Raw genomic sequence first — 15,569 nt, 5'->3', positions numbered from 1 at the left:
TCTGCTTTATATTACGCATTCAGATCTGCCATGGCTGGAACGTTGATTTCTTTCACGCAAGATACCCTTGATAAATGAATCACACATCTCGCAAGCTCCACAATATCCTGAACAGGGATTCTCGTTTCATCATAAAGAGTGATGGCCTTTTCGGCTCCATCTTCATACGGAACCTCCGCCGCCAGTTCTCCTGGATTGATACAGGTGACGGATATTTTATCTTTCCTCACATGCTCTCTCAGTGCATTCACAATTCCGCGCAGGCCAAATTTAGATGCAACAAACGAGACCTGCGGCAGGTTCGTATGATCGAGACCCGCCGTTGAGCCAATGACGATGATTTTTCCATTCTCCGATTTCCTTACGTGAGGAAGCAGTGCCTGGATGTACGTAATGGTTGAGGTGACATTCACATTGATTAAATGTGCAATATCCTCTGGCTGATCGTGATCAAAGGAATAATCGTCTTCAAAGCCTCGTTTTTCCCATAAACCGACGTTATAGATGAGTACATCAATCGTCTTGTTCTCAAGTGCTTCGAGCATATAAGGGATATGTGTTTGGCTTGATAAGTCGATTTTCAACCAAATTCTATGTACACCGTCATCTATATTCAAACTGCTTGGTTCACTTCGCGACACAATCCAAACTGTATCTCCACTTGATGGAAGACCTTTTACAAAAGCATCTCCTAACCCTTGACTTGCACCGAATATGATATAGTTTTTACTCATAGCTCCTCCTTCTAGGACACACAAACTGTAAGCGTTTTATACCTATATCATACAGATTCTAAGAGACCGGCGCCCCTTTTATGCTCGTCTTCACTTATTGATTGGCGCAGCTACTGGATTTCCTTTAATTCGACTGGTAATGCACGTGCCTCTATAAAGTTTATGACCATTTCTGTAAAAAGTTCTTTCTTTTCAAAAGTAAATGTATGCCCAATACCGGGAACAACGACGCCTGTTGCCTTCGGATGTGAATTCGTTATTTTTTTTGCTGACCGTTTCATGATGCCTTTTTCTTTTTCTCCCACTGTGACAAGAATGCGTGCCTTCGCTTGCTGAAACGTGTCTGGGAGCTTGTAATGGAGGTTTTCCTGAAACATCGTAAGAAGGGTTTTCTTTTGCAGATGTTTCGATTCCGCCGCATAATGATGCAGTACATGTTGCGGGAGCCCCATCTTTTCGGCTTGGAGCTGAATAAACCAATCTTTCTTTAATAATGGATACGTCAGTGGCAAAAGGGGCCTCACCATGAAGTGGAGCCATGGCAAAGGCATCACAAGAGCGCTATTGATAACGGCTATGTCTACGATATCCGGCTCTCTTGATAACACATCAACGGCAATCTGCGCACCTAAAGAAAATCCAATCAGAATCACTTGACGGCCATTCGCGTTTTCCTTGATCCATGAGATGACTTCACGGGTGCTTTCATTCATTGAAAATATCTGTTCTTTTGCTCTTGTCCCGTGTCCAATGAGATCAGGGGCAAAGCATTCATACGTGTTTTTCAATATTTCAACCTGCTCCTGCCACATCCAGCTGCTTACTCCTCCACCATGCAGAAAAATCATGATTGACTTATCCATCGCCCGACAACTCCATCCTTCTATATAAGAAAAAAGCAGCCGCTTTTTGAGCAGACTGCTTTTTCAACATGCTCCCTTCTATTATAAGGGAACCACTACATCATTGACTATTTTTTCAAATCCTCAATGGAGTTTACGTTCTTCATATATGTCGGGACAACTAGCCCCATTCGAAGACCTTTCATACTTGTACCAAGGTCATCATATTTTCCTTTAAACTTCGCTGCATACGTTTTATGCGTATTTGGCAGCCAAGCGGATAATGATGCATCCGCACTTCCGGTTGCAATTGCTGTCCACATCGGACCTGCTTCAACCTGAGTCAAAGTTACTTTAAACCCGAGTTCACGCAATACTTCTGCTGCAACATTGGTACTTGCAATCTCACTATCCCATGCAACGTAGGCAAGATTCACTTTTCCACCATTCGACTTTTTCACGCCTTTTGTCCATTTCGCTACTTGGTCTTTATGTTTTTTCACATATTTTAAGGCGGCATCCTTTGGTTTCACACCATCTTGGATATCAATCATGACTTCGCCCATGTCATCTTGAGACCATTTAAACTGACTAAGCATTTTAGCTGCTTCCGGCTGATCCTTCGCAAAGCCTTTACGTGAAATCGTATGAATTTCTTCCGCTTCACCGTAAGATTTTTTTGGATCATCTAAATATTTTAAATCATAGCGGGAAAACATCCAGTGTGGATTCCAGCCAGTGATAATGATTGGTTTTTTACGGTCGTATGATTTTTTGAGCGTTGCCGTCATGGCTGCACTTGATGCAGACACAACCGTCCAATCCTCTAAGCCATAATCCTTTTTGGCCTGATCGGTTAGGGCCATAATACCTGAACCCGGATCAATCCCAATAATCGTTTTATTGACCTGCTGTGCTGCACTTGCATTTGAATCCGATTGTGCACCGCAAGCGGCTAGTAAAAAGACGAGCAGGGCGGTCATCCCAATGTAGAGAGACTTTTTCCACATTAAGCATTCCCCCTGGTTTTTTTCGTTTTAATATTTTGTGTAATACGGTCGAGTGTAATCGCCACAATAACAATGGCAATACCTGCTTCAAAACCAATACCTGTTTTCAGCTGCGTTACCGCACTATATACTTCTGAACCAAGTCCTGGTGCACCTACCATTGCCGCAATAACGACCATGGATAGAGCCAGCATGATACTTTGGTTAATACCAGCTAAGATGGTTTTTGTTGCAAGTGGAAGCTGAACTTTGAATAAACGCTGGAATGTCGTTGAACCAAAAGCTTCAGTTGCTTCAATTAAATCCGCTGGTACTTGTTTAATACCGAGAATGGTCATACGAATCGTTGGCGGCATGGAGAAAATAACCGATGCCACAACCCCAGGAACAACCCCAATGTTAAAGAAAAAGATCGCTGGTAATAGATAAACGAATGCAGGCATTGTCTGCATTAAATCTAAAATAGGTGTCACAATTTTACGCACAGTTTCCTTCTGTGATGCCCAAATACCGATCGGAACCCCGATCACGATAGAAATGACCACAGCGGTCAGAACGAGCGCAAGTGTTTGAAGCATTGGATGCCAGTAGCCTAAATAGTCGATCAGTAAAAATCCAATAAGTGTGAAAAGAGCAACTCCTCTTGTACTGATCCACCAAGCAATGCCGGCAAAGATAAGGGTTAAAATAATGGATGGAATGACGCCAAGTGCAGCTACAATTCCATTTACTGTTCCAGCTAATCCATTTGTGATGCCATCAAAGAAACCACCAAACGTTAATGTTAACCAGTCAACAAATCGATCGATATAATCCGCGAACGGAATTCTAGGTAAATCACTCATACTAAACATCTTATTCTACCTCCTGTGCAGAAGGCTCTTGTGTCTTAATTTCCTCTAGCTTGTTAGAAGACATGTTGATATATTCATCATTACCTGATAATGCACCAATCAATGCACCTCTGACCACAATGCCCTTCATTCTGTTTTTCTCATCTACAACTGCAATTGGAATGTTTGCCGCATCAGACACTGCATCAAAGATTTCTGTTAAATACGTTGATTCCAATACTGTGGTAAATTCTTTATCAAGAACAGTTTCAAGCGACGCTCCCGTTTCTGCTGCTTTTTTCGCTGCTTGTGCAGAAATAACACCTAATAAATGCTTTTTCTTATCTACTGCATAGATAGACGAAATCCCAAGGTTTTTCATGAGCGTAAGCGCAACACGTGCCCCTTTATCGATCTGAACTGTTTCTGCACGTTTCATAATATGACCAGCGGTTAATACTTTAGAAAGGTCAACATCTTCAACGAAGCGTTCAACATATTCATTCGATGGGTTCATCAGAATTTCTTCTGGTGTTCCGATTTGAACGATATTTCCGTCCTTCATGAGTACAATGCGGTCACCAATACGAAGCGCTTCATCTAAATCATGGGTAATGAAAATGATCGTTTTTCCTACAGATGTATGAAGCTCAAGCAATTCATCCTGCATATCTTTACGAATTAATGGATCTAGTGCGCTGAATGCTTCATCCATTAATAAAATGTCAGGGTCATTTGCTAACGCACGTGCCAATCCAACACGCTGCTGCATACCACCACTTAATTGATTTGGGTATTGCTCTTCAAAGCCTTCAAGTCCAACAAGCTTTAAAGATTCAAGCGCTTTTGATCTGCGCTCTTCTTTATCTACACCTTGCAATTCAAGACCATACTCTGTGTTCTCAAGAATTGTACGGTGCGGGAACAATGCGAAGTTTTGGAAAACCATGCTGATCTTTTTCCGTCTGACTTCACGCAATTGATCCTTTGACATATTTGTTATCATATCCCCATCAATATATATTTCACCGGAGGTTGGTTCGATTAACCTGTTTAGCATCCGCACAAGTGTGGACTTTCCGCTCCCTGATAGCCCCATGATGACAAATATCTCGCCGTCATAAACATCAAAATTTGCTCGATTGACACCAACAGTTGCGCCGGTCTCTTTTAGGATTTCTCTTTTTGTTTTCCCTTTTTCAAGCATTTGAGATGCTTTTTTAGCATTTTTACCGAAAATTTTAGATACATTATTTATCTTGATTTTGATATTTCTCTCTTCAGAATTCATATTTTCCCTCCAAATTAGCATCTTTATAACCGTAACATAAGCGTTATGATGCGAACAATCTTTAGAATTCGCTTATTTCCCCACAATATGTATGAATTCCATATAGAGGTCTGGTCATTAGAGTTTATACGCCGTATTACTCGTAAATCCTATAGAATGCTTCATAAACTACATATTTTACGGGGTATTTCCTCTCATCAGACAATATTTTACTGGAAATTCCTAATTGTGCTAAAAAATAAGTCGAATCCTCGTTATAGCGGTTTTTTGAATCATGGGCGAACCATTCCCCTGAACAGGATTTACCCGAAAATGGTCACATAAAAACCTTTTTTCTCAAATTTTATTTAAATTCATAAAAAAACTGCCTGCAACTTTAGTTACAGACAGCTTGTTTTTTTAGGACTCCAGGGCAGCCCGCTTAATATTATCTTGAAGCTCAAGCATACGTTTTGTTCCATCTTCGCGTAATCGCTTGTTCTCTTCTTCGATCTGTTTCGTCTCTTTCATCCCTTGTACAATTGTATTAAAGGAAGATTCGATCGTTTCAATGTCGATGCTTGGACGGCCAGATAATTTGGCAATCTCCACACTTTGACTTGAAATGTTTTCAGCATTTCGTTTCAGCATTTCATTTGTTCTTCTATCCAGCTCACTCATAGAATCAGCCACAAGCTTTTGTCTCTTCGCTGTAACAGCTTGAATGATCCCATTTTTGAAAATTGGAATCGTGATGATGAAGGCAGAGTTGATCTTCCCGATTAATTTCGTATTCCCGCGCTGAAGCAAACGGATTTGCGGTGCTGTTTGAAGCGCCACCATTCTTGCCATATCAAGGTCATACACACGCTCTTCAAGCGCTTGAATGCCATTACGAAGCGTATCAAGCTCCATCTGCGCAAGCTGGTTTCCACTAGCTGCTTTTTCTTCATATGAAGGAACCAATTGCTTTAATTCTTCGATTTTCATTTGACCGGCCACGACATACTTTTCAAGCTCCATATAGTATTGAATGTTATGCTCATACATTTCTTCAAGCGTCACAGTCGATTTGGTCATTTCATCTTTATATTTACTAATTTCTACATTAATTTTTTCAATCTCTGCACCGAGGGTTTGATATTTACTAAAAATCTTTTCGATCATGCTGCCGCCGCGCTTAAAGATTTTTGACAACAAACCACCCTTCGGTTCGTCAAAATCATTTTTATCAAAGCGATCCATAATCTTGCCAAGCTGCGTCAGCATTGTTCCTGAGTCAGTGACACTTGTTGAACGCATCATTGAAAGGATACGATCAGAGAACTTAGAGATTTCAACGGCCGGCTGTTTTCCGTATTCAAGAAGTTCAAGCTGATTTTTCGCATCGATCTGTCTCGCAATATTTTGCACTTCTGGTTCGTTTCGAAGCTGAACGCGAATATCGTCTGCCTTCTCAATCGTGATTTCCTCTTTATCAATTGAAATGATGTCATTTCCGTTTGTATTTGTCATAAGCTTTGATCTCCTTATCGGTTTTTAATGGATTGAAATAACTTTCTAACGATGGACGGCTCTTTAAACTCCTGGTTCATGACCATCTCATCAAGCCAATGGGTATCAAATAATTGGTCATCGATATACCGTTCGATACACTGATATCCCGCCGGATGATATACGAAGAGATCCACACCCATTTCATTTAGGAAAATCAGGGCGGCCGCATCAGAGCGAGTCAGCTCACCATTATATTCTGTATGGTATAAAATCACTTTCGGTACGGTTTGTGCGTAATCAAAGGTTTGAATCAGTTCAATGAGATCCTGGCTTAAATGCAGAACCTGCTTGAATAAATAAATACGGACATCTAATTCGGTTTCATTGCCTTCTTTTAATAGCTTCGGATGCTGACAGATTCGAGATATCGCCTCTGCAATCGCACGCTGCGTACCCTCATATAGATGAGAAAACTGCCACACATTGCTTTTCATTAATAAGTCAGGATCAATCTCTCCAGCAGAAGAAAGTGCATGCTGATAATGAAATTGATAATTCGATGTCACTTCTTTCGTAAAAGGAAAATGGCGAATGGTCTTCGTCTCTTTCCCTTCCATTAACGTGTGAATGCGATCCCAGTATTCACGCTTGTCTCGTGTGACACCCATTATTTTCGCAAAGAGATTTGGAATCTGTATCGTGTCCCGGTCTGCTTTGAAATTGGGGCGGATAAAGGATCGTTCCTTTGCAATTAAAAACAGCTCATCATACGTTGTCTTGAGTGTAATGGAATGAGGAGTATGATCTCTGAATTGCCACGGCTTATAGAGCATTGAATCTTCCGTGTGAAGCACCTCTTCAAGCTCTCTTGTCGAGCGGTACGCCACCGTTGATTTCCTCTCAGGCTTTTCAGCAGGGAACGGCTCAAGCTTTGAAGTTCCCGGGTACTGATCAATAAAAGTCAGCTTTTCTTCTGGATCTAATTCGCGGAACGAATCCTTGCCTTCTGGATGAAATAGGACAACATCACAGCCAATCAGCATGACATAGTAAAGAAAATAAAGCTGACTTTTATTCGCCTCTCCATACCAAATAACAGCCGGCATTTTTTCTTCGATATTGACTTCCTTCAGCCATGGACCTAGATGATTATTTGAAAACTTCACGACATCCAGCAGGACCCGGCGGAAATCAGGATGCTGAAATCCACCCTCGTGCAGCTGCTTGAAATGCTCAAACACCTTGATCAATGAAAGACGGATATGCCGGTTCATCACAGGGTTTGGATGGCGTACAATCAGCTGTTCACCATCTAAAAAAGCCACAAAGCGATTTACGGACAATCCCTTTTCTTCTTGGTTAATCAAATGAATACGCTGCAGTGCTTGAAAATGCTCCGGCTCAATATGGCGATTGAGTGTTTCACTTAAAATATGCATGCCGTCTGTTTCGTATAATTCATGTAAATAAATAAAATAATCGGTTTCATCATGCGGAGTTCCAAGGACCCGGGCGGCGAGACGCGGCAAGGACAACGTATGCTCGTCCTTTACATAACCGTCTCTTTCAGGGAGCGGCTTTTTCAGCACGTTTTTCCAGGCTTCCTGCTCCGCCCGTGTATGGGTGACATTGATTTCTTTATAACTCACGCCGCTCCTTCCTTTCTCCTATATTTTCTCGAAAGCTACTACTATCATATCATTCAGCCTTCTACTTCTGCTATCGAATCGAAGGCTTTTTTACGTTCATCATATGCTTGATGACACAAGCGGTGATTTCATCTGCTGCGGCCATGCCAGATGCTGCTGTCGGCTCAAGTTCTGGATCAAAGCCGAGAACTTCTCCATGCCTTGGGGCAAAGCCCATATCTGACTGACGAATGAGCCCCGCATCTAACAGGGAATCACCCGCACCATAGACGTATTCTAGCTGCAGCCTGTCCTTTAGAAAAGCAACAGCATCCCACTTATTAAGCGGCTGGGGAATAAAATAAAGCTTCCGTCCCTGAAGAGAAACCTGCCATCCTCTCTCCTCACCCCACAGCTTCAATTCAGCAAGCGGAATGTGAGATAGATACTCCTCTTTCATAATCAAATAAAGGAATCTTCCCTCTGCTGTACGGGTACGCTTCACCCATGCCGCAACTGGAAGCTCGGAGATCGCCCTCAGCATCTCTCTGACTGGCATACACTCCCTAAGTCTCTCATCAACAATGGCCTGCCAATCCTCAAGCGGCTTGCCATGATGAAGAATACAGCCCCCGTTTGTTGTGACAGCATACTCCGGTTTAAGCTCTTGCTCAAAGAAGGTGATTCGTTCATACTGTGCAGTTGTTCTTGTCGTCACTGGAATGAACCAGCCTGATTGATGAATCGTATGCAAAGATTTTTTCGTTTCAACAGACATATAGGAAAGCGGCCTTTCGTCCAGCACCTCAACTAAATCGTACTCTCCTTCATACGCATACTGCTCAAGCACTCGATGTGAGTAAATCAGCGTCCGGTCTAAATCACTGGCAAATGCATATGTCTTCATGACGTTTGCTCCAGTGGACGAATTAATCCACAGCACGTGTAGGACATATTGGCATATTCAATGACAGGAACACCTCTGTCCTCAGCCAAAAGCAAAATATGCTTCAGCTTCTCCTGAGATCCAGGCTGAATTAAGATTTTCCACGGGATTCTTCTAAGCAGCACGCGGGTCGTCTCACCAACACCCGGCTTAATCAAATGGGTATTTTCAATTTGAAACTCCTGACCGATTGCTTCAATGGATGCCATTCCCCGCCAATCTGCCGGCGTCCCCTGCGTAAGGATGGTTTCTGCTTTCTCTTGTACATTTGGTTCAAGGCTGGAAAATGCTTCTTCAATCGTATCCACATACAGATTGGACACATCCTCATCGAGCAGCTCTTTATAATACTTTGCCCCATGGAAATCATCGGCATTGATCCAGCGGTTGTTTAGTACCGTACGACTGACAAGTCCAGACACCGTCGAATTCAGGCAGGCACTTGGAATGAGAAAGTCCTCTCTCGTTCCGTATACATGTGTACAATAGCCGGGGTCTGCCAGCACAGCCAGCTCACTCGAGAGACGTACACCATACTTTTTTTCAAAATCAAAAACAGCTTTTTGGAGCTCTTTCGAAATCGCACCTTTTCCAGTCCATCCATCGATAAAAGCAATTTCAAAACCTGGATGTTCTTTCAGCATATAATGCAGTGCATTCTCGTCTATTCCGCGGTCGCGAATAATAGAAATGCTGTAATGAGGCAGCTCGAAACCATACGTCTTTCGAATATATCGTTTGATCAGCACCCCGATCGGTGTCCCCGCACGCGCCAAACTGCAAAGCACGGTTTGGAAGCCTCGCTTCTTCACAATCTGTTCTGCTACAACAGCTACTGCTTCTGCTACCTTTTCCTTACTTTCTTCAAGAGATTGATAGAATAAAGTCATATAAGATGCCGTTGGTTTGTACTCAATTGGCAGCATTTCTGAATAATGCGCACCGCTCTGAATCGAACGCTCCCGCTCTTCTGTACTTTTCTCCATCTCAATAGAGGATAAATCTTTGAGTAAGAAGGTTACATCCTGCTCTGGATAGCTCCCCATCTTTGTATACACATTAGCCATTCACCTTCACCTCGTCTGATAATGTCACAATATGCACGTGCTTCACATGCCGCTCAGCAAATAAGTGAACAAGCGGAAGCAATGCCTCCTGAGATACCTTTTTCTCAAAAAAGAGAAATACATCATCATATTCACCTTTTGGAATGTTGTACACGTAGTGCTGAATTCGGGCATCCTCTGGATTCATAAAGGTAAACCCATTTTGGACAGCGTATCCATCCTTTTCGACTGGGTGAATAGGGCTTCTCGTTGTTGAATGAAAGAGAACGCCTTGCCCCATGTGTGCAGACAGTCTCATCGGCACATACATCAGCTCACCTGTCCCTAAGCAGAGTGTTTGTTTTCCTTTGCGTTCCTGCCGCAGCCTCAATCCCGCTTCAGCAGCTGCTTGGTCGAGCGCTTCCGTATCTGCTGCCTTTAAACCAAAACGGCCCGTTTCATGTATATATGGCGAATGACCCGCTGAATTCGCTGCATGAGAAAATGAATACGGCACTTGCTTAAAGAAAGATTGAAGAGAGTGAAAAGAGAGACTTGGCTGATTCTCTTGCTCCGCAATCTCATACGAATAAGCTGGCTCATCGAGCGTTTTGCCTCGAAAAATCATCTGCCCTTTTAATAAAGACAATGATGTGATGTGAATTCCAAGCTCCTCTTCAAGCTGGCACATGGCTTTCTCATGCTCCTCCGTCCGCCAGTCCAAAATGGAAAGAATGGTATAAGAATGCCTTGGATACTTTGCATGAAGGTCACGAATGATGTTGATATTGGTACGGCCTGTCGTGACTTCATCATCTACTAACACGATGGGGCGGTCTGTGCGAAGGAATGCTTCGTCTGCATAACAAAGCTGATCTGTTGCATGCGAATGTTCTTCTTCAAATACCAATGACGGGTCAAGACCCAGCAGCTGTTCACGTGTCGTATGAATGTATGATGCGCCTTCTATCACATCATACACACCATGTCCAAGGGCTGTTGCCGTTTCCGCAAAGCCGATGACGACAGGCTCATTGCCAGCTGAAAGCTTTTCTTTTTTGAGTGTTTCATAGGCTGCCGTTAACACCTTGTGATCATCCGTCTTGAGTGCCTCGACGATAAGATCTTGGTGCGGGGGCGTCTTTCCCGTTTGCTCTTTGGCATATGCCATCGCTAAAAGACCCGAGACAAGGAGCGGTTTTACTGGATGAACAGGAATATGCTTTCCAAGCACCTTACTAACGAATAAAAAGGCTCTTTTTTTGTTCACCCTTGCCGCCATCTCAAAAAGATGCTCTTTTTCCAGCTGGAGCGCACCTTCTTTGAGGTCAAGCTCAACCTCCATATGTTCCAAGATGTTCAGCGTATGCCGCTTCTGATTCTGTGAGTATGTCGATATAGCTTCTATTTTCATGAAACACCCCGTAAATGTCTGACTTAATTAATATGTGCTCTGCCCACCTGTAATGGGGCTTCGTTTCATTCATCTTATTAGAAAAGGCACTCTTCATCACGCCAACTGTACCGTCAGCATGTTCCAGAATGCTTAATGCATCCAAGTACTCTTCCTTTGTCACAACGTACATGCTTTGCACTGGCTTGAGATGTGTTGGATGGATCACTGTCTTTCCATGTATGCCGTTGGCTACATCGAGTCTTGTCTCTTTGAGTAAACCTTGTACGTCATCGAATTCAGATAAGGACAGCTCACCGCCCTTAGAAAGCGCACGGATGAATGGTTTTTGTTCCTTTCGCGCAGAGCCAAAATGCTCCCATACAGCACCTGATACAACAAAGGAACGGCCAAAATAATTGATAATATCTGTGATCAAATCAGCAATCAATCTGATTTCATAAATGGTGGTGTCGCGATCACGGCGAATGCCATATAGGCCGCAAAGATCCGTTGCCCCAATACGAATATTCAAAATATATTCTTCATCATTCAGCATGATCTGCTTTAACTCAGACAGCACCGTATATCTTGTTTCTTTTTCTAATAAATCGGGTGTTTCCAAAATGGGCATACCGTACAGCGTTGTCTTCGTTTGTGCGGACGCCTGTTTCAAGCTGTCCAAATAATCCTTCGCATTATGAATAGAACACTTTGGAAATACAAAACCCGTCAATAAACGAAGAGATGAACCAAGCAAAGCTGCCATTTTGAGCAGCTGCTTCGGCGAACGAACCCGAATAAATAAAAGCGGCATTTGTTCAGCCATTTCAGGTGTATGCGTTAATTTGTCCGACAGTTTGGCGAGTTGTACCACTAGATTCTGTTCAGCCATTTCCACTTCTTGATCACCGATGGCATCCTCTAAACAAAATACAACAGAGCAAAGCGCTTCATATTTCTGCGACAGCAGCATGTCTGCTATATCCTGTCTTGTCGCAGGCATATACAAAGTAGCACCTAATGCATGCGCAAGTACGTGCCTTGGCGTCATCAAATGCATCGCCCCCGGCCGTTTGAAAAAAATATCGCGCTGCCTCGCCTCTGATAAAAACTCAAAATACCGCATGCTGTGCCACCTCCTGTTGTTGAGAGAAAATCGAACAAATGACTTGATGATTCAAAAAAGGATGGAGCCGCTAATCAACTCCATTCCTTTTTGATCGTCCTATTCTTCTTTTGAAGCCGCAGCTTCGTTTGTCACTTCTTGATGTTTCTTCTTATTGATTTTATGAACAATAAACGTTCCGATAAATGCTAGGATAATAATCGCAAAGAATACAAGATGCGGGATTTCAATGTGAGCAGCACTCAAGCCCATTTTGATCGCAATGATCCCGATGAGAATAAACGCTGTATTCTCGAGCTCTGGAATACGGTCAATGAGAACAAGGAATAACTGCGCGACTGTACGCATCATGAGAATTCCAAGCATTCCGCCTAATAGTAGAATCCATACTTCCTCAGATACAGCGAATGCTGCAAGAATACTATCAACCGAGAAGGCAAGGTCCATAATTTCAACAGAAATAACGGTTGCCCAGAACACACCAAAGACACGAACCATCCAGCCTTCTTTTTTCAGTTCCTTCGCTTCATCATCGCCGTCACCTAACCAGAAGTGCTTAATAACAAGCCATGCTAAGTAAGCAGCTCCGAGGACCTTAATCCACCAGAACTTAATAAGCAGCATCCCTACGCCAATGAATAGAAAACGGAAGAAATAAGCGCCAATTAATCCGTAGGTTAATGCCTTTTTACGCTGCTTTTCTGGTAAATGTTTCACCATTACAGCTAATACAAGTGCGTTATCTGCAGATAACAATCCTTCAAGCACGACAAGCGTCCCAATAAGCCCCCAAGAGACAGGGTCTGTTAATACCTCTGCCCACATATGCCAATCAAAAAACGAGGCATATGTATCCAACATATGTTTCAAAATGTCCAACTGGTTTTCCTCCTATAAGTGTAGAAGCATCAGCAGGCTTTCGCCTGCTGCTATTCTTGATCGCTGTTTCTTTCTCACTTAGGAAAGGCCCTCATATGAGCTTTTGACAGCAACTCTTGAATTGATTTGTTTCTCTTATTTACACTTCTAACCCATAATTTTGACAAAGAGCTGCAAGTCCGCCAGAGAATCCGCTTCCGATCGCGTTAAACTTCCAATCACTTCCGTGTCGGTACAATTCACATACCACAACAGCTGTTTCAATTGAGAAGTCTTCGCCTAAATCGAAGCGAATCAATTCTTCCCCGCCCTCTTCATTTACAACACGAACAAATGCATTAGAGACTTGTCCAAAATTTTGGCTGCGCGCCTCTGCATCATGGATCGTAACTGTAATTCCGATACGATCAATGTTAGCAGGAATTTTCGAGAAATCAACGAGAATTTGCTCGTCGTCTCCATCTCCCTCACCTGTACGGTTATCACCTGTATGAGTGACACTGCCGCTCGGATGCTGAAGGTTATTATAGAACACAAAATCTGTATCTTGCTGACAACGATTATTTGCATCCACCAAGAAAGCCGAAGCGTCCAAATCAAATTCGGCTCCGCCAGAATATTTATTCGTATCCCAGCCAAGACCGATCATCACTTTCGTCAGCCCTGGGTTGGTTTTGGTTAAATCGACACGTTGTCCTTTTGAAAGCTGAATCGCCATATTCGTATCTCTCCTGTCTTTGAAAATAGGAAGTTATCGTTATCCGATATCTAAGCCAAAGTCCGTTGCAATGCGGGCAAGACCGCCTTGATAGCCTGATCCGACAGCTGAGAATTTCCATTCCCCGCCATGACGGTATAATTCACCTACAATAATGGCTGTCTCAATTGAGAAATCCTCTGCCAAATCGTAGCGAATGAGTTCTTCATTCGATGCTGCATTTAAAATACGTACATATGCGTTAGACACTTGTCCGAAATTTTGACTGCGTACTTCTGCATCATGAATCGTAATGACAAATGAAATCTTCTCAATACTTGCTGGTACAGCTGCAAGGTCAACATTGACCTGCTCGTCATCTCCGTCCCCTTCGCCAGTGCGGTTATCGCCTGTATGTACGACACTTCCGCCTCCGCCAGTTGTTTGGTTGTAAAAGACAAAGTCAGATGGAGAGCTTGCTTTACCTGCCGCATCTAAAAGGAATACACTTGCGTCTAGATCAAAATCATGTCCGCCGTCATACTTATTGACGTCCCAGCCAAGACCGACGACTACTTTTGTTAAGCCCGGATTCGTTTTTGTTAAATCAATTTTTTGACCTTTCGCTAAAGAAATTCCCACTAGGAACCTCTCCCTTCTGTTTAAATATAGTTTCTCGTAATATCGGCAAGCTTCGCATCATTTGTACCATTTCCAAGCGCCGCAAATTTCCACTCATTCTCGTGGCGATAAAGTTCTCCGACGATTAACGAAGTTTTTCCTGCATAGTCATCTTTTAAATTATATTTCACTAATTCTTGATTGTTTGAACGATCAACGATGCGAATGTAAGCATTTTGAATCATACCAAAGTGTTGGTTTCTTCTAAGGGCATCATAAATGTTGACGACAAACACCAATTTATTCACATTACCCGGCACCTTGCTCAAGTTGACGAGGACTTGTTCATCATCTCCGTCTCCTTCACCAGTCAGGTTGTCACCTGTATGCTCCACACTGCCGCATTTGCTTTTTAGGTTGCCAAAATAAATCAAATCTTTATTTTCCGTAAACTTATCATTTTTCAGCATGAGCACTGAAGCATCACAGTCAACATCAGCGCCGCCTCCGCCGCCAAACAGCTTCCCTAAAAATCCGCCGCCTTTTGATACAGGGTCCCAGCCAAGTCCAACAAGAATATTCGTTAGCCCTGTTTTCCCTTTTGTTAAATCAATACGTTGACCTTTTTCTAATGTAATCGCCAAATCAATCACTCCTCCAGCATAATAAAAATCTATTTATTAAGCGATGGACCCTATTAAAATCATCATACATGAAAATTCGACAAAATTCATGAAATGACATTGGAGCCTCTTACTCTTTTTTCTATTTACTAGTATATACGATCTATGTTCAATATAGGTTTCAAACACTTTATATTTTTTTAACGAAAGATGCACATTGGAAATCGTTCATATCGTTAATGAAGTGTTTCATGTGAAACATTGTCGAAAGTTCCCGATGAACAGCTCTTGCTGATAAGGAGTGTATTGATGTGGTTTCATATGTTGATATAGAAAAGATAAAAGCAAAGGATAAACCCTTTCGTTTCCTTCCACCTATGGATTTCTTTATACTTATATTCAGCATGTTGATGAAAGGATG

Annotated in this window: 15 protein-coding genes; all 15 read right to left on the bottom strand. The window is 42.6% G+C overall.

Translation table 11 applies throughout. The annotated features are described in order from the left end of the window. Positions 1–11: 11 nt before the first annotated feature. The 15 genes from BA81_RS14695 to BA81_RS14625 all read right to left on the bottom strand — a co-directional run bounded on the left by BA81_RS14695 (position 12) and on the right by BA81_RS14625 (position 15,169). Positions 12–734 carry an SDR family NAD(P)-dependent oxidoreductase gene (locus BA81_RS14695; RefSeq protein WP_034283231.1) on the bottom strand — a complete coding sequence of 241 codons (723 nt, stop codon included), beginning with the start codon at positions 732–734 and terminating at the stop codon, positions 12–14. A gap of 110 nt (positions 735–844) precedes the next feature. After that, positions 845–1,597 carry an alpha/beta fold hydrolase gene (locus BA81_RS14690; protein WP_065215364.1) on the bottom strand — a complete coding sequence of 251 codons (753 nt, stop codon included), beginning with the start codon at positions 1,595–1,597 and terminating at the stop codon, positions 845–847. A gap of 107 nt (positions 1,598–1,704) precedes the next feature. Continuing rightward, the gene (locus BA81_RS14685) at positions 1,705–2,586 is read right to left on the bottom strand and encodes a glycine betaine ABC transporter substrate-binding protein (protein WP_034283229.1); all 882 of its coding nucleotides are present in this window, start codon (positions 2,584–2,586) and stop codon (positions 1,705–1,707) included. Further along, positions 2,586–3,431 (bottom strand): glycine/proline betaine ABC transporter permease subunit OpuAB, encoded by an 846-nt coding sequence (gene opuAB / locus BA81_RS14680; protein WP_034283343.1) that lies wholly within the window; start codon positions 3,429–3,431, stop codon positions 2,586–2,588. Before opuAB ends, BA81_RS14685 begins: the two co-directional genes overlap by 1 nt. 10 nt (positions 3,432–3,441) lie before the next feature. Beyond that, the gene (gene opuAA / locus BA81_RS14675; protein WP_034283228.1) at positions 3,442–4,710 is read right to left on the bottom strand and encodes a glycine/proline betaine ABC transporter ATP-binding protein OpuAA; all 1,269 of its coding nucleotides are present in this window, start codon (positions 4,708–4,710) and stop codon (positions 3,442–3,444) included. A gap of 399 nt (positions 4,711–5,109) precedes the next feature. Further along, the gene (locus tag BA81_RS14670; protein WP_034283225.1) at positions 5,110–6,204 is read right to left on the bottom strand and encodes a toxic anion resistance protein; all 1,095 of its coding nucleotides are present in this window, start codon (positions 6,202–6,204) and stop codon (positions 5,110–5,112) included. 14 nt (positions 6,205–6,218) lie between these two features. Then, entirely contained in the window at positions 6,219–7,835 is a 1,617-nt protein-coding gene (locus tag BA81_RS14665) for a YceG family protein (RefSeq protein WP_034283223.1), read from the bottom strand. Positions 7,836–7,905: 70 nt separating this feature from the next. Beyond that, on the bottom strand, positions 7,906–8,721 hold the full coding sequence (locus BA81_RS14660) for an HAD family hydrolase (protein WP_034283222.1): 816 nt from the start codon (positions 8,719–8,721) through the stop codon (positions 7,906–7,908). Further along, positions 8,718–9,827, bottom strand: coding sequence for a cysteine protease StiP family protein (locus BA81_RS14655; protein ID WP_034283220.1), 1,110 nt, complete (start codon positions 9,825–9,827; stop codon positions 8,718–8,720). The genes BA81_RS14660 and BA81_RS14655 overlap by 4 nt, the downstream gene beginning before the upstream one ends. Continuing rightward, the gene (locus BA81_RS14650) at positions 9,820–11,151 is read right to left on the bottom strand and encodes a phosphoribosyltransferase family protein (protein ID WP_034283219.1); all 1,332 of its coding nucleotides are present in this window, start codon (positions 11,149–11,151) and stop codon (positions 9,820–9,822) included. Before BA81_RS14650 ends, BA81_RS14655 begins: the two co-directional genes overlap by 8 nt. Continuing rightward, a complete protein-coding gene (locus tag BA81_RS14645; RefSeq protein ID WP_034283217.1) occupies positions 11,141–12,328 on the bottom strand; it encodes an HpcH/HpaI aldolase/citrate lyase family protein in 1,188 nt (395 codons plus the stop codon). The genes BA81_RS14650 and BA81_RS14645 overlap by 11 nt, the downstream gene beginning before the upstream one ends. 99 nt (positions 12,329–12,427) lie before the next feature. After that, positions 12,428–13,207, bottom strand: coding sequence for a TerC family protein (locus BA81_RS14640; protein WP_034283214.1), 780 nt, complete (start codon positions 13,205–13,207; stop codon positions 12,428–12,430). A 139-nt stretch (positions 13,208–13,346) separates the two neighbouring features. Next, positions 13,347–13,925, bottom strand: a complete 579-nt coding sequence (locus tag BA81_RS14635) for a TerD family protein (RefSeq protein WP_007498343.1) — start codon at positions 13,923–13,925, stop codon at positions 13,347–13,349. Between the two features lie 39 nt (positions 13,926–13,964). Then, the gene (locus tag BA81_RS14630; protein WP_034283212.1) at positions 13,965–14,546 is read right to left on the bottom strand and encodes a TerD family protein; all 582 of its coding nucleotides are present in this window, start codon (positions 14,544–14,546) and stop codon (positions 13,965–13,967) included. A gap of 20 nt (positions 14,547–14,566) precedes the next feature. Then, the gene (locus BA81_RS14625) at positions 14,567–15,169 is read right to left on the bottom strand and encodes a TerD family protein (RefSeq protein WP_034283211.1); all 603 of its coding nucleotides are present in this window, start codon (positions 15,167–15,169) and stop codon (positions 14,567–14,569) included. Positions 15,170–15,569: the final 400 nt, after the last annotated feature.

The sequence above is a fragment of the Bacillus safensis FO-36b genome (genome assembly GCF_000691165.1).
Lineage (GTDB): Bacteria > Bacillota > Bacilli > Bacillales > Bacillaceae > Bacillus > Bacillus safensis.
Note: the sequence above shows the minus strand (reverse complement) of the source record. Positions and strands in the feature narration are given on the sequence as shown.

What these genes read in the sequence shown, in the direction of transcription:
- BA81_RS14695 (WP_034283231.1), bottom strand. Translation starts at nt 734, where the DNA reads ATGAGTAAAAACTATATCATATTCGGTGCAAGTCAAGGGTTAGGAGAT.
- BA81_RS14690 (WP_065215364.1), bottom strand. Translation starts at nt 1,597, where the DNA reads ATGGATAAGTCAATCATGATTTTTCTGCATGGTGGAGGAGTAAGCAGC.
- BA81_RS14685 (WP_034283229.1), bottom strand. Translation starts at nt 2,586, where the DNA reads ATGTGGAAAAAGTCTCTCTACATTGGGATGACCGCCCTGCTCGTCTTT.
- opuAB (WP_034283343.1), bottom strand. Translation starts at nt 3,431, where the DNA reads ATGAGTGATTTACCTAGAATTCCGTTCGCGGATTATATCGATCGATTT.
- opuAA (WP_034283228.1), bottom strand. Translation starts at nt 4,710, where the DNA reads ATGAATTCTGAAGAGAGAAATATCAAAATCAAGATAAATAATGTATCT.
- BA81_RS14670 (WP_034283225.1), bottom strand. Translation starts at nt 6,204, where the DNA reads ATGACAAATACAAACGGAAATGACATCATTTCAATTGATAAAGAGGAA.
- BA81_RS14660 (WP_034283222.1), bottom strand. Translation starts at nt 8,721, where the DNA reads ATGAAGACATATGCATTTGCCAGTGATTTAGACCGGACGCTGATTTAC.
- BA81_RS14655 (WP_034283220.1), bottom strand. Translation starts at nt 9,827, where the DNA reads ATGGCTAATGTGTATACAAAGATGGGGAGCTATCCAGAGCAGGATGTA.
- BA81_RS14650 (WP_034283219.1), bottom strand. Translation starts at nt 11,151, where the DNA reads ATGGAGGTTGAGCTTGACCTCAAAGAAGGTGCGCTCCAGCTGGAAAAA.
- BA81_RS14645 (WP_034283217.1), bottom strand. Translation starts at nt 12,328, where the DNA reads ATGCGGTATTTTGAGTTTTTATCAGAGGCGAGGCAGCGCGATATTTTT.
- BA81_RS14635 (WP_007498343.1), bottom strand. Translation starts at nt 13,925, where the DNA reads ATGGCGATTCAGCTTTCAAAAGGACAACGTGTCGATTTAACCAAAACC.